Here is a 13,310-nt window from a genome sequence, read left to right on the forward strand (position 1 = left end):
TTCATTGTAAATCTTACTATTTAGCTTTCTTTCCAGATTACATTTTCACCGTAATTTTTACCCCAGTTATACATTGCGTGCAGCACAGGCATCAGGCTCTGGCCGTGATCTGTCAACGTATATTCCACCCGAGGAGGGACCTCTGCATACACCTTGCGCTCAATCAGCTTGTCTTCCTCCAGCTCACGAAGCTGGTTGGTCAGCATCTTCTGGGTAATATGAGGGATTAGGCGTTTCAGCTCACTGAAACGTTTGGTGCCTTCCAGACCCAAATGCCACAAAATAATCAGTTTCCATTTGCCACCAATTACCGCAAGCGTCAATTCCTTCTCACAGTTGATTTCTTTCAGATTAATCCGTTCCTTGACTTCGGCTGCCATGGCTCCGAGCCCCCTCATCTTCAATCTTATATCGCGTATATTACACATATCACGGGGACACTTCACACGAGGGAAGCTTTCCGCTCCATGCATGATGTAATAAGTACATTCATTCGATACAGCTATCTATTAATTCTACTACAGCCTGGTCGGGATGCAAAGTTTAACTGTAAATCTCGGATAAAACCTATACAGATATGTATCGCAGAAAAGACCAGAACCCTTCATGATCAAAGGATTCCGGTCTTTCATCTATTCACTATTCCAGGTTCGCGTGGCGGCCAAACATATCCGCTCCGGTCATACCCTTCATTTCCATCATCGTAAGGATGAGAGCATCCATGCCGATTAACAGTCCCTGTTCAAACAGCGAGCCCATTGGCTGGATGGTTACTTCCGCTCCGGAAGTCGCTGTGTCCTCTTTGGCTGAAGCCGGAAGGCGCACTACCGTAGTTGCCAATTGACCAATCGTGGACTCTGGCTTGATCGTAATCAGGCCGACAGGTGCTCCTGCTTGACTAGCCTTCTTAGCCATCGCTGCGAGACTGCCTGTCTCTCCTGAGCCAGAGCACAGCAAGAGGAAATCCTTCGAGCTGATCCCGGGTGTAACGGTCTCGCCCACCACATATACACGAAGCCCCATCTGCATCAGTCTCATGGCAAAAGCCTTTCCCATAAGTCCTGACCGGCCTGCTCCTGCTACAAAAATCTGTTCCGCAGCCAGAATGTGTTCAGCCATCGCTTGCATCTCTGCATCATCGATCTGGCTTAACGTACGTTCCAGCTCCTTCAAGATGTCAGCTGCGTACTGTGTTTTGCCCATCTGCTTACCCTTGTTTAACAAGACGTTGCATTTCAGCTGCAACTGCCGCTTTGTCTGCTTGTCCTGTGATACCGCCGCCTACAATAACCAGATCCGGTTGTGCTTTAATCACTTCTGGCAATGTTTCCAGCTTGATTCCACCAGCGACAGCCGTTTTAGCATTTTTCACAGCAGCTTTGATCGTTTGCAGATCTTCGAACGGGCTTTGTCCTTCAGCTTGCAGGTCATAACCTGTGTGTACACAGATGTAATCTACGCCAAGCGCATCAATTTCACGAGCACGTTGTTCAAGGTTAGGCACATTGATCATGTCCACAAGAACTTGTTTGTTTTGTTTCTTCGCTTCTGCTACTGCACCTTTGATCGTGCTGTCATTGGTTGCCCCAAGCACAGTGATCAGATCCGCACCAGCTTCAGCAGCTTTCATGATTTCATAACCACCAGCGTCCATGATTTTAAGGTCTGCAAGAACTTGCAGATTAGGGAATGCTTCTTTCATCGCTTTTACCGCGTGCAAACCTTCATTAATAACGATTGGTGTACCAATCTCAACGATATCAATATATTGTTCAACCTCTTTAACCAGTGCGATACCTTCAGGGATATTTACCAAGTCGAGCGCCAATTGCAATTTCATCATTTATTTCTCCTTTGTTGTTCAAGTATGATTCGTTCCTGTAAAAATAATAATCAGATATTTAGCCTGCACCAATTGGTCTGTTCAGATGCATGCAGTGTTTGTTTTTGGCTACTCACTCATTGTAGACCCTGACTATCCATTCAGGAAGTACGCACTTTGAAGTGGGGTAGTTACTTGGGAGATACTATTGATAATCTTTCGTTGTTAGGTGAATCAAATATAGAATTAATCCTCTATTCCAATCCACCCGCTTACAGCAGAGCAGCAGCCTAATCATCCAATAAGATATTCAATAGAAAAGACCCCGCCACCTGGCAGAGTCTTTATCTTTATCATCGTTATCATTTTCAATCCAGCCAGGGCTGGTTTAGAAATTTATCATTTTACAGATATACTGGTTTCACGCATACCGGCTTGGATACACCTGTGCTGTGACCTGTGTATTTCAGACGGCCGCTCTCCTGATCCACCGTGAATGTCACGAGGTTGTTCGTATCACGGTTAGCTGCGATCAGCAATTTGCCGTTAGGTGTCAGAGCAAAATGACGTGGGTGCTCACCTTCAGCAGATACATGCTCAACCAGTGTCAGGTGACCTTTGTCTGCATCTACTGCAAATACAACGATGCTGTCATGTCCACGGTTAGAACCATATACATAACGTCCATCATTGGAAACGGTGATTTCCGCTGTTGTATTCTCTTTGCCATCATATCCATCAGGCAGAGTGGATACTGTAGACAATTCAGTCAACGTACCCGCTGCTGCATCATATTTGAACGAAGTAATGGAAGAATCCACTTCGTTGATCACATAAGCGAATTGACCATTCGGATGGAACGCCAAGTGACGTGGGCCTGCTCCCGGATGTGTTTTGGTTTCACTGTGCAGCACAAGTTCATTTTTGTCTGCATCGATGGAATAGATCGCAATGTTATCCGCGCCCAGATCCTGTACCATCATGTATTTACCATCCGGGCTGAAGAATGCGGAGTGAACATGTGGCTTGTCCTGACGTTCAGGATGCGCACCTTGTCCTTCATGTTTCTTCTCGTCCAGAAGCGCTCCAACTTCACCGTTATCCGTCAAGGCTTGCAGACCTACCAGACCACCGTGGTAGCTGGAGAGAATCAAGTATTTGCCGGAAGGGTCACGCTGGATGTGACATGGCGGAGCTGAAATGGAGTTATTCCGGTTCAGCAACGATAATTTTCCTGTAGAAGGATCAATGCTCAGAGCTACCGCTTCAGACATTTTGTTGCCTTCAACTGACGCTGTTTCACCAATCGCATACAGTTTGTTACCCTCAGTATCCACGTTGACAAACGTTGGGTTTTTCACGCCCGCGATGCCGTCAAGCTTGGACAAGCTGCCTGTATCCTCATTCAATTCATATGCATAAATGCCCTCATTTTCCGCTTCAGCGTAAGAGCCAGCAAGTACGAGCAAGCGTTTTGATTCACTCATTACAGTTTCCTCCTCTATGTGTATGTAATCTTGTTGCACCTCTTCTATAATAAATCTGCCATATCAAAATAGCAATCCGCTGTCGCTGCCCAGCAGGGAAATCCTTAGTTAAACAAGGCGATTACAACAACATGATCATACTGATATCCATTCATATGAGATGCATCTTCTGCTATGATAAGATCAGTTTTTCATCCAGAAGGGACTGAATTGCATTGCTTCACTCATTTTTACTCACGTTATACCATGTGTTCCTGCCGATCTCACTTCCCGTGATTGGAGGTATTCTGTTAAAACGCTTCAAGAATTGGGATACCCGGTCGCTCTCGACCTTTTCCCTTTATATTTTGAGCCCTGCGCTCATCTTCAATACATTGCTGCATGCAGAGATTACCTGGACGGACGTCACCAGCACGTTCTGGTTCTCTATTATTAATCTGATTGCCCTGTGGGCACTCGCCGAGCTGTTAAGCCGGATTTTCCGTCTGGGTGCAAGCGAAAAAGCGGGTCTCACCCTCGTCTCCACGTTTACGAACTGCGTGAATTACGGGCTCCCGCTTGTACTGCTTGCCTTTGGTCAGCTTGGACTGGACAAGGCTTCTGTCTACGTTATTGGACAGATGATTATTGTTAATACGGTAGGTATCTTTTTTGCCGCGAGATCCGAATTCACCGTAAAAAATGCGATTCTGTCCGTTTTCCGCATGCCATCCATCTATGCTGCTGGCATCGCCATTGCGCTGCGTGCGTCCAATCTGAGCCTGCCTGAAGCACTGGATGGAGGGATTGCCATGCTGGCTATGGGTTACTCTCCTGTCGTTCTCGCCATTCTGGGAGCACAGATGCTCAGACCCAAAGGGGCAACGGTGCCTTGGTTGCCCAATGTACGCCGAGCCTTCTGGACCGGACTTGTGGTGCGTCTCGCAGCTGCGCCAATCCTCTCCTGGCTGATTCTGACCGCTCTTCAGGTCGAAGGTACGTTGTTCAGTGTGCTGCTGATCCTCGCATCCATGCCCACCGCAGTGAACGCCGTTATTTTGGCTGAACAGTTCAATGCTTCACCGCAGTTTGTATCGCGCTGCATTCTGTGGACAACTGCTGCATCCATGTTCATGCTGCCCATTATGATTGTGATGGCTTCCTGATTAACACCGGAGGTGATACCGAAGCGATATCCGCTTGTCGGCGTTTCTCCAGCCGGCGTTCATAACGCCGGTTGAGCGCTCTGACGTAGAAAAATTTCACGACAAAGTACGATATCACACCTAAAATGACACCAAACACGGACATACCCGCCAGAATATCCAGTCCACCAAGCAACAATTCACTCACGGCCGACCAGTTCCCCCGAAACAGCTCCATGAATGCACTCTCATGTACCGGTCCCTGTCCCATGCTGTGAGCAGGCAATATCCATGAGCCAATTTGTTTCGCGAGCGGCATCAGGATAATAGGTAAAAACGTAAGTTTCCCGATCACATTACCAACAATCGCTGCTGGCACCGAACCCCCAGACAATCGCACAATTGGATAAAATACGAGATATATCAGGGAAGCGGTCGAGATCACGATCAGTTCCAGTCCGAACCCTATGGCAAATCCGGTAGATACTTTATGGGCACCTCCGGGAGCACGTAACAATTTGAGAAAATTCAGCTTCATAGCACGTGTTAAACGTACCCAGCGGTTAGTCTTGCGCTTCTGTGTGTTCATACCGAATTACTCCTTATTTTACACAAATGACAACTTGAATCGTCTATTCTTCAGTATATCACACCGCGTTAGCTCCTGTAGTAACAATGACCGGTTGTGTCTCCATCTGGACATTACCTGCCACCGCTCGGGAGATCATACAGGATGATTCAGCCTTATGCGCCAGGCGCTCAGCCTTGGTCAGATCCGCCTCTGAAGCATCTTGGCTGAGTACAATCCGGGGTCTATGTACGATCCGTTCGTACGTAAATACGTTATTCGTAACATCTACCGTTGCTTCCGATTCAAGCGTCAATTCATCCGGCGTAATATCCGAACGCTCCAGCATCGCTGCCAGTGTGATCAGGTAACAGGTGGAGGCTGCACCCAGCAGCATCTCGTCCGGGTTAGTTCCCGTACCGGGTCCGCCCATATCCTTCGGAATCGATATGACCGTTTTTAATCCACCTGCATCGATTGTTCCCTCACTGTTACGCCCACCATTCCATACCGCTTTCAGATGAAAAGGATGTTTCATGATATTCATTCCTTTCTTATTTACACACGTATACACGTAATATTCTGCTCAATCAATGCGCTAACTTGCTCTTCATCTACACCCTGATCTGTAATCACTTTTGCCACACTGCTCATCTCAGCGACTCTGGTAAATGCCTGTATATTAAATTTGCTGGAATCTGCAAGTAATATGACTTCATCCGCAATCTGGATCATTTTCTGCTTCACCAAGGCCTGTAATTCATTTGACTCACTGATGCCTTTGGTCAGATGCACCCCTTTGCAAGACAAAAACACTTTATCGACATGATACGCATCCAACGAACGTTCCGCGAGAGGTCCTACAAAAGAAAGTGACTTCGAAGCCAATTGCCCACCTGTGGCAATCACACGAATCTGCTCCTTGTTACTCAGCTCTGCGGCCACTTTTATCGAATTGGTTAATACGGTCAATGGAATGTTCGGCAATCCTGCCGCCATATACCACGCAGTTGTACTTGCATCCAGAGCAATCCGGTCGCCGGGTTCCACCATTTTCACCGCTTCGCTTGCAATTCTGCGCTTCTCTTCTGCATGGGCTACAGCACGTTCCGGATACGGAATCTCCGACTGTAACTCTTCCTTGTATTTTACGCTGACCGCCCCGCCATGGGACCTTCTGAGCCTGCCCGCCTGTTCGAGCTTGTCCAGATCACGACGTATCGTCTCTTCCGTCACCCCGCAGCGCTCACTAAGTTCGGTCACACGCATACTGCCTTGCGTATCCACCCATTCCACTATTTTCTCATACCGTTCAGCTACGAGCATATTTCTTCACTCCAAACCGTTGATTATCCAGTTGATCCTGTTCATCCATCATACCACAGAGCGATGACAAGGAGAATTTGGACCATGTGCAAAAAGAGGGAGCTTTCGCCCCCTCCATTCCAGTTCTGAAGTGTATATTATTTATCTTCTGCCATAGGGAACCATCCCGGTGTGTGGACGATTGCATTCCACAACCCGTCAGGGATAACCAGACGCTCCTGATCGGATTTGGTCAGAATCGTTTCAATGTCTTCTTCCCGTCCGCTCTCGATCTTCTCAACCCAATCCGGTTCAATAATCAGCTCACGTCCAATGGCAAGTAGTGGTACTCCCGTTTGGAGCGCCTCAGCGGCCTGATCAGCCGTATGAATTGAACCTACGCCAATCACAGGCAATTTACCGTTCACACGATCCAGGATGAATTCCATTCTTGAACGTGTATCTGCTTCGCCACGTCTTGGCTTGGACCAGAATTCGTTCAAGGAAACGTGCAGGTAATCCAGGTTTTTATCTTTAAGCGCATCCACCAGTGCATACGTATCTTCCATCGTGAGTCCCGGTGTTTCCGGCTCTTCCGGGGAGAAACGGTAACCAATGATGAACGGCAGTTTGGTATGTTCGGCAACCACTTTCTGAATCTCATCCACAACAGCAAGTGGGAATGTCAGACGTTTCTCTACACTTCCGCCCCAACGATCTTCACGTCGGTTGGAATGCGGGGAGAAGAATTGCTGGATCAGATAACCATTAGCACCGTGAATCTCAACACCATCAAAGCCAGCTTCAATTGCACGACGTGTCGCTTCACCAAAGTCTTTGATAATGGAAGTAATCTCGGCATCCGTCAATTCTCTTGGTTCAGGAGATCCCGGACGCTCACTTGCAACCGCACTAGGAGCAACCACTTGACCCGCAGGTACAGCTTGTTCAGGCGTCAAACGGCCCGCATGGAAAATTTGCAATACAGCTACGGAGCCTTGTTGTTTCATAGTGTCAGCCAGTTTTTTCAGACCAGGAATGAAGCGGTCGTCATAAACACCAAATTGAGCCGGGAAACCAATGCCCGTCTCTGTTACATGCCCTACAGCCGTAATTGACATGCCAGCACCACCGGTGCGACGTGCATAATAAGCAAGTTCAGCGTCGGATATCGTACCATCCGCATTCGAGGACATATGAGTCATGGGAGCGAGCACGATACGGTTTTTCAGTGTAATACCAGTCGGCAGTGAAACTTGTTCAAACATCTGGTTAAACTTTGGATTCATTCGTGGTTCCCTCCTGATTATAAATATCTCTTTTAATAGATATATGAATATGTGCGTTCTCTTACTGTAATGATTATAGTTACGTTTCTTTGCAATTGCAACTTTTCATTTTCAGAAAGGAAAAAAAAAGAGCAGAGTGTCTCCAGACTCTCAGCCCCTTAATCTTCTTCATTCTATCCAAAGGATATTCAGAAACTCCGAACGTAAGCCAGCTTCTGATCCATCTCTTCTACGCACTCGTAACAGTCGTGTTCATCGTTGGCGACCATTGGGGTGACTGGATACAGATTCATCTCTGTTCTGTTATACGATTTCAATAGCGGTAACAATTGAGTCACCCGTGTATTGGCCGGGTCAAGCCAAGTGTTGATCTCTTCTTCGGAGAGGATCGCCGGCATTTTACTGCCAAACTCGCGTGTAACCATGTTCGCGCCTGTCATAAGCATCGTGCAGGTACGAAGCGGCTCTTTCCGTGTATCTCTCCATACTTCGTATAACCCAGCTATGCCGAACAGACCGCGATCTGGCATGACAACACGAACCGCATAACTTTTCTTGCCTTCTTGCCGCCAGTAATATAATCCATTGCAAGGAATGACGCAACGCTTGGTCTCTACCAGTTTGTAATAGGAAGGATTCTCATGTACCGTCATGAGATTCGCGTTAACGGCATCACGACCCCAGAATGGAATGAACCCCCACCGGAACTCATCCAATACACGCTCACCATCCTGATGCAAAATAATTGGCGTATGCTGGGTTGGGCTGATATTGTATCGGTTTTTATAATAATACATCACTCGCTGAATCTTGAAATGATCTCTGACATCGTCCAAATCGGCTGCCAATGAAAAACGGTTGCACATGCTCTAGCACTACCTTTCCCTGTGAGAAGTTGAACGTATTGTTTGTTATTTCAGGGAAATTATGCATGCATATCGAACAGAAAATGACTTATTTTGACACCATTATGGTCTGATCAAGATATATTTCATGTTTTTCACGACAAAAACAACGACCTCGGACTCATTTCAACTCAACTATTCCTTGTTACTATGATAGAGAATAAAATACATTTATTGGAGGTTTTAAGTATGAAAAGGAAGTTTTTGATGAGCATCATGTTGTTCTCAGCGATTGCGATGTTTGGCAGTACCATCTATGCGGCAACCTTTCTAACCTACGGTTATCCCAGCACCACCATCCCCATTCGTACGTATAATTACGCCTCCGCATGGCAGACTCCCATGGACGCTTCCCTTACCAACTGGAACAATGCAGGTGCCAAAGTTAAATTCACCAAAACAAGTAACTCCCCAAACACCATCACCGCAGGAAACTTCAATAATACAGCATATGGTGTCAACTACGCCTCCGTATCCGGCAGTCAAGTCGTAAGCTTCCGCATCGAACTCAATGCATCCACCATCACCCCTGACGCAACCAACTTATCCAACTTCATTCAAAGCGTATTTGTCCACGAACTCGGACACTCCATCTGGCTCGGTGACAACCCGACAACAAGCAGTCCTTCCATTATGTCTTACTCCCGTAACCGCAATTCCATGACCCAACCTCAAACCTTTGATATCAATAACGTAAAATCCAAATACTAATCCGTTACGAACTTATCCCAAAAATCCAAGGAGGATTCCTATCCATGAACAAAAATCGAGTATTAACGCTGCTTCTCTCTTCCATTTTCATTTTATCTGCTGTTGGATGTTCTTCTGTTACACCTACCGCGTCCCCATCCGATGCACCCATGACCATTATTGCTTCTGAAGATTACCCGAGTTATGCCAGCATTGGCGACCTGTCCGAGAGAGCAAATGCCATTGTGAAAGGCAGTGTTGTTGAGACTCGTGTGGAAGCTTTAAACGATATCGTACAAGTTACCGGTGCTGCCAATGAAAACGAGTTAAACCCCGCGTCCGATCCGGGCGGAGATCCATCTTCTTTTGACAAAATCTATACGATCCACACGATTCAGGTCGCTGAATCCTATAAGGGCGGTTACACTGCCGGGGAAAAACTTGAAGTGAAGCAACTTGGCGGACAACTTGGCAACACCGAGATTTTTAATGATGACAACCTCAAGCTGATTCCTACCAAAGACTATGTACTCTTCCTGGAAACGTATGAAGACACCCCTGCCAGCCTGCTCAACTCCGTTCAAAGTCTCTACGTGATCAAACCTGCCGCCAAGTCGAATCAGCCAGGTCAGCAACAATCACAGTCAGAAGTCATTGTGAGTGCAAACCCCGAGAATGACCTTACACTCCAGCTGGAGGATCTGCAAGAAATTCAAAACGAACAAAAGAGCGAATAATCTCTTATACGGTAATCACACTGTTACTTCATCTGCCTACAGGCAGCTAATCCCCTTCTACTTTTCAGTCCTACATAGAAATATGAAAACCGTGCTGCTCAGCAAACTGGGAAGCACGGTTTTTTTGGAGTTTCTTACTTAGACGGTGTATTAAGTTCAATAATCCATTCAGCCAGATCCTGTGTCTGTTTCAACAAGGCGATAGGGTCACGGAACCAGGATTGTTCTTCCGTCCATATGTATACTTTTCCATTTTTGATAGCAGGTAATGAACCCCAGATCGGATCTGCCTGAAGGTCTTTCAACTGAGACTTGCTGGTCAGCACAATGTAATCTCCGGCATATTTGGAGAGCAGTTCTATGGAGAATTCATGATAAGCGCCCTGCATCAACTCGGATGGAATGTTCTTTGGTGTTTGCAATCCAAGCAATTCGTAGATGTTACGTCCTCCCCGGCCCGACTGATTGCCAAAAATGAAGACTTGGCGATCATATTCCTGCATAACGGAGAATGTAGTATCAGCTGGAACAACGCTCTGCACTTCCTGCTTAATTTTAGCAATCTCCTCATCAAAATCAGCCAGCCACTTCTCTGCTTCCGCTCCTTTGCCAAGGACTTTACCGAAATAGTTCACTTCATCCTTAAGTGTCGGGAATGTGATGGATGCGATCGAAACGGTCGGAGCAATCTTGCTATATTTCTCATAAGCCGCCTTGTCCGGATTCAATGTAATAATAAGATCAGGTTCCAGCTCCATCAATTGTTCAACGGAGTCCCCTATGGTCTCAAGACCATCCAAGTGGCCTTCCAGATAAGGGCTGTTCATCAGAAATTGTCCTCCACCAATCGGTTTGACACCAAGAGCAAGCACCGTTCCCAGATAATCAATAGCAGCAACACGCTCCGGATGTGCAGGAATCTCTACCTCGCCAAAGGTCGTATTTACCATTTGGGTTTCCACTACTGCCGGTTGTTCGGGTTCAGCCGCAACTTCGGATGTTTCTGCCCCCTGCTGGGCTGTTCCACAAGCACTCAATGTGAGTACAAGTGCAAGCGACATGATCGCTGATTTAAAATGGTTAAACATGTTGATTTCCTCATCTCCCTTATATTGATAATGATTATCATCATCAATTAAAGGATAACGTTCATCCCCTCCTGTTACAATGGATTCATTTGTTGCATTTAATGTACTTTCTGAAACTGATTTCGAGTTTTCCTGGTGCTTCAACCGATATTGTCCCGGTGTGATACCGGTCTCTTTTTTGAATATACGATTGAAATAAAACGGGTCCATATAACCCACATACGCAGCAATCTCCTGTAATGAAGCTTCTGTGGACGCAAGCAGACTCCTTGCCTCAGCCATTCGTAACCGAATCACATATTCTGTCGGTGTACATCCCGTCTGTTCCTTGAATTTGCGTGATAAATATTGCGGACTGTAACTCAAGGACTGGGCAAGCAAATCAAGTGAGATCGATTCCCGGTAATGAGCTTTGATATATCGCAAAACCTGATCGGTAAGCGAAGGCTGTTGAACTTCGTTAAACATGCGACTCCGCTGTAACAAGACAAGCTGTACCAGTTGAAAGAAATACACTTTGACCTGAATTTTGCTCACTCGCTCCTGCCCTGACCAGCATTCATGTATATTCCGCACAAGCTCACGTAGCTCAAGTGTATGATCCGGCACTGTCGCCCAGGACTCTTCAAACGGATTACGCTGGTTCAACATCATTCGGTACTCCACAAGCACGTTGGAGGGCAAGGTTGATTTGTACAAAATCAGATGTACCTCCAAAGCCCCTGTCGCTTCAAGTGTCAGACGTCTTCCTTTTCCCCCATGCAGCAGCAAGAACTGGTTTGTAGTCCATACCTCTTCATCCAGCCAGACCTGGCCTCTGCCTTGAACATACACAAATGCGCTGGTTGGTAACACATAATTGCGTATGAACTCGTGTGTTGCGAGTGATATAAGACGCACATCAAGCACGCGAACCTGTACCTGATCCCACAGCTTGATGTCATTCTGAATTCCCATATAAACTCCCTCTCCTAAGCGATCAAACACACACAATACCTTGGCATTGTGACCAGAAGCCTACCCATAATTGATAATGATTATCAATTATAACAATGATGGAACCATCTTAGAAGCCTACCTCCGTTTTTGTTAGATGCCTCAGAATAAAAAACGGTCGAAATCCCTCATAGAGAGATCTCAACCGTTCTAAATTATGGCGTTATTATATTTTGATAAAGTCAGCTACCCTTCTCTACTCGACAAAAGACAGTAAATACCCATAACGTTCTTCCTCCATCTTGTCTAAGGGAATAAACCGGATCGATGAACTATTAATACAGTAACGTTTGCCGCCACGATCTTCGGGACCATCATCGAACACATGCCCAAGGTGGATATCTCCTGCCCGGCTTCGTACCTCCGTGCGCTCCATACTAAAGCTCGTATCCGTTGTATAGGTAACAACCTCTGGTACAATCGGTTTTGTAAAACTCGGCCACCCACAACCAGAATCGTACTTATCCCGGCTGGTGAACAATGGCTCTCCCGTTGCAATATCAACATACAGACCGGGCTCCTCATTATCCCAGTATTCGTTACTGAACGCATGCTCCGTATCATTGTTTACCGCAACTGCATACTGTTCGTCTGTTAATCGTTCCTTTAATTGTTCATCTGTTGGACGTGGATATTGAGCGGGATCAATCCCAATCTCCAGGTCATCCAGGACAGTCATATCAATGTGACAATATCCGTTCGGATTTTTTTCCAAATAATCCTGATGGTACTCCTCCGCCAAATAATAACTCTGCAGAGGCATTACTTCCGTTACAATGGGTTGGTCATATTTTTCTTGCTCTGCCTCTACAGCTTGCTCGATGATTTTGGCATCTTCAGGCAACGTATAATATATTCCAGTCCGATACTGAACGCCACGATCATTGCCCTGCTTATTCAAGCTGGTAGGATCAATTACTCGAAAATAAGATTCCAGCAATTTCTGCAAAGATACTTGCTGCGGATCATATTTTACATGAACAGTCTCCGCAAACCCCTGGTCTCCGCGAATAACATCCTCATAGGTTGGATTCTCTCCTTCACCGTTGGCATAACCGGAAGTCACATCCTGAACCCCTGGAATACGAGCCATATATGCCTCCACACCCCAGAAACAGCCTCCTGCCAAGTACAGGTTACTCAGGTTTTCCTCGGAGACACTCGATGCCTTGACAGGTTGAGTGGATATCGAAGATGAAGATGAATGGCTCTCAGCCCTGTTTCCACAAGCAGACACAACGATCGCTATAACAAGGAGGAACAAGCCGAGCAGCGTCCTTTTCATGACACTTCCTCCCT

14 protein-coding genes are annotated in these 13,310 nt (G+C 46.4%); 3 read left to right on the forward strand and 11 right to left on the reverse strand.

The window, feature by feature from the left end:
- Positions 1–20 precede the first annotated feature (20 nt).
- The 4 genes from IFU39_RS08145 to IFU39_RS08160 form a co-directional block, all read right to left on the reverse strand.
- Positions 21–380: a winged helix-turn-helix transcriptional regulator gene (locus IFU39_RS08145; RefSeq protein WP_062833989.1), complete on the reverse strand. Its 360-nt coding sequence runs from the start codon at positions 378–380 to the stop codon at positions 21–23.
- Between the two features lie 259 nt (positions 381–639).
- Complete coding sequence (gene hxlB, locus IFU39_RS08150; RefSeq protein ID WP_105598336.1) at positions 640–1,203, reverse strand: 6-phospho-3-hexuloisomerase; 564 nt, start codon at positions 1,201–1,203, stop codon at positions 640–642.
- Between the two features lie 4 nt (positions 1,204–1,207).
- Positions 1,208–1,840, reverse strand: coding sequence for a 3-hexulose-6-phosphate synthase (gene hxlA / locus IFU39_RS08155; protein ID WP_036670570.1), 633 nt, complete (start codon positions 1,838–1,840; stop codon positions 1,208–1,210).
- Between the two features lie 386 nt (positions 1,841–2,226).
- Complete coding sequence (locus IFU39_RS08160; RefSeq protein WP_192132146.1) at positions 2,227–3,309, reverse strand: lactonase family protein; 1,083 nt, start codon at positions 3,307–3,309, stop codon at positions 2,227–2,229.
- Positions 3,310–3,524: 215 nt separating this feature from the next.
- Between IFU39_RS08160 and IFU39_RS08165 the strand changes: the two genes are divergently transcribed.
- Positions 3,525–4,454 carry an AEC family transporter gene (locus IFU39_RS08165; protein ID WP_105598333.1) on the forward strand — a complete coding sequence of 310 codons (930 nt, stop codon included), beginning with the start codon at positions 3,525–3,527 and terminating at the stop codon, positions 4,452–4,454.
- Here the strand turns inward: IFU39_RS08165 and IFU39_RS08170 are convergent.
- From IFU39_RS08170 to IFU39_RS08190, 5 genes are all read right to left on the reverse strand, one after another.
- Positions 4,432–5,022 (reverse strand): DUF2062 domain-containing protein, encoded by a 591-nt coding sequence (locus IFU39_RS08170; protein ID WP_036670565.1) that lies wholly within the window; start codon positions 5,020–5,022, stop codon positions 4,432–4,434. The two genes, IFU39_RS08165 and IFU39_RS08170, sit on opposite strands and share 23 nt — an antisense overlap.
- A gap of 58 nt (positions 5,023–5,080) precedes the next feature.
- Positions 5,081–5,539, reverse strand: coding sequence for an OsmC family protein (locus tag IFU39_RS08175; protein WP_192132148.1), 459 nt, complete (start codon positions 5,537–5,539; stop codon positions 5,081–5,083).
- A 20-nt stretch (positions 5,540–5,559) separates the two neighbouring features.
- Positions 5,560–6,327 carry a DeoR/GlpR family DNA-binding transcription regulator gene (locus IFU39_RS08180; protein WP_105598331.1) on the reverse strand — a complete coding sequence of 256 codons (768 nt, stop codon included), beginning with the start codon at positions 6,325–6,327 and terminating at the stop codon, positions 5,560–5,562.
- A 137-nt stretch (positions 6,328–6,464) separates the two neighbouring features.
- Entirely contained in the window at positions 6,465–7,595 is a 1,131-nt protein-coding gene (locus IFU39_RS08185; protein ID WP_105598330.1) for an NADH-dependent flavin oxidoreductase, read from the reverse strand.
- 188 nt (positions 7,596–7,783) lie between these two features.
- Positions 7,784–8,461 carry an SOS response-associated peptidase gene (locus IFU39_RS08190; RefSeq protein WP_105598329.1) on the reverse strand — a complete coding sequence of 226 codons (678 nt, stop codon included), beginning with the start codon at positions 8,459–8,461 and terminating at the stop codon, positions 7,784–7,786.
- Between the two features lie 228 nt (positions 8,462–8,689).
- Between IFU39_RS08190 and IFU39_RS08195 the strand changes: the two genes are divergently transcribed.
- Together IFU39_RS08195 and IFU39_RS08200 are read left to right on the forward strand one after the other, a co-directional pair.
- Positions 8,690–9,211 carry a hypothetical protein gene (locus tag IFU39_RS08195; protein ID WP_105598328.1) on the forward strand — a complete coding sequence of 174 codons (522 nt, stop codon included), beginning with the start codon at positions 8,690–8,692 and terminating at the stop codon, positions 9,209–9,211.
- Positions 9,212–9,255: 44 nt separating this feature from the next.
- Positions 9,256–9,927, forward strand: a complete 672-nt coding sequence (locus tag IFU39_RS08200; protein WP_105598327.1) for a hypothetical protein — start codon at positions 9,256–9,258, stop codon at positions 9,925–9,927.
- A 134-nt stretch (positions 9,928–10,061) separates the two neighbouring features.
- On the opposite strand, the gene IFU39_RS08205 is transcribed toward IFU39_RS08200, so the two are convergent.
- Together IFU39_RS08205 and msrB are read right to left on the reverse strand one after the other, a co-directional pair.
- Positions 10,062–11,972: an AraC family transcriptional regulator gene (locus tag IFU39_RS08205; protein ID WP_192132150.1), complete on the reverse strand. Its 1,911-nt coding sequence runs from the start codon at positions 11,970–11,972 to the stop codon at positions 10,062–10,064.
- Positions 11,973–12,207: 235 nt separating this feature from the next.
- The gene (gene msrB, locus IFU39_RS08210) at positions 12,208–13,296 is read right to left on the reverse strand and encodes a peptide-methionine (R)-S-oxide reductase MsrB (protein ID WP_105598325.1); all 1,089 of its coding nucleotides are present in this window, start codon (positions 13,294–13,296) and stop codon (positions 12,208–12,210) included.
- Between the last annotated feature and the right edge of the window lie 14 nt (positions 13,297–13,310).

The organism is Paenibacillus sp. CFBP 13594 (assembly GCF_014842675.1).
In the GTDB taxonomy this organism is placed as follows: domain Bacteria; phylum Bacillota; class Bacilli; order Paenibacillales; family Paenibacillaceae; genus Paenibacillus; species Paenibacillus amylolyticus_B.

Coding starts and splice junctions, on each gene's coding strand:
- IFU39_RS08145 (WP_062833989.1), bottom strand. CDS start 380: ATGGCAGCCGAAGTCAAGGAACGGATTAATCTGAAAGAAATCAACTGT.
- hxlB (WP_105598336.1), bottom strand. CDS start 1,203: ATGGGCAAAACACAGTACGCAGCTGACATCTTGAAGGAGCTGGAACGT.
- hxlA (WP_036670570.1), bottom strand. CDS start 1,840: ATGAAATTGCAATTGGCGCTCGACTTGGTAAATATCCCTGAAGGTATC.
- IFU39_RS08160 (WP_192132146.1), bottom strand. CDS start 3,309: ATGAGTGAATCAAAACGCTTGCTCGTACTTGCTGGCTCTTACGCTGAA.
- IFU39_RS08170 (WP_036670565.1), bottom strand. CDS start 5,022: ATGAACACACAGAAGCGCAAGACTAACCGCTGGGTACGTTTAACACGT.
- IFU39_RS08175 (WP_192132148.1), bottom strand. CDS start 5,539: ATGAAACATCCTTTTCATCTGAAAGCGGTATGGAATGGTGGGCGTAAC.
- IFU39_RS08180 (WP_105598331.1), bottom strand. CDS start 6,327: ATGCTCGTAGCTGAACGGTATGAGAAAATAGTGGAATGGGTGGATACG.
- IFU39_RS08185 (WP_105598330.1), bottom strand. CDS start 7,595: ATGAATCCAAAGTTTAACCAGATGTTTGAACAAGTTTCACTGCCGACT.
- IFU39_RS08190 (WP_105598329.1), bottom strand. CDS start 8,461: ATGTGCAACCGTTTTTCATTGGCAGCCGATTTGGACGATGTCAGAGAT.
- IFU39_RS08195 (WP_105598328.1), top strand. CDS start 8,690: ATGAAAAGGAAGTTTTTGATGAGCATCATGTTGTTCTCAGCGATTGCG.
- IFU39_RS08200 (WP_105598327.1), top strand. CDS start 9,256: ATGAACAAAAATCGAGTATTAACGCTGCTTCTCTCTTCCATTTTCATT.
- IFU39_RS08205 (WP_192132150.1), bottom strand. CDS start 11,972: ATGGGAATTCAGAATGACATCAAGCTGTGGGATCAGGTACAGGTTCGC.
- msrB (WP_105598325.1), bottom strand. CDS start 13,296: ATGAAAAGGACGCTGCTCGGCTTGTTCCTCCTTGTTATAGCGATCGTT.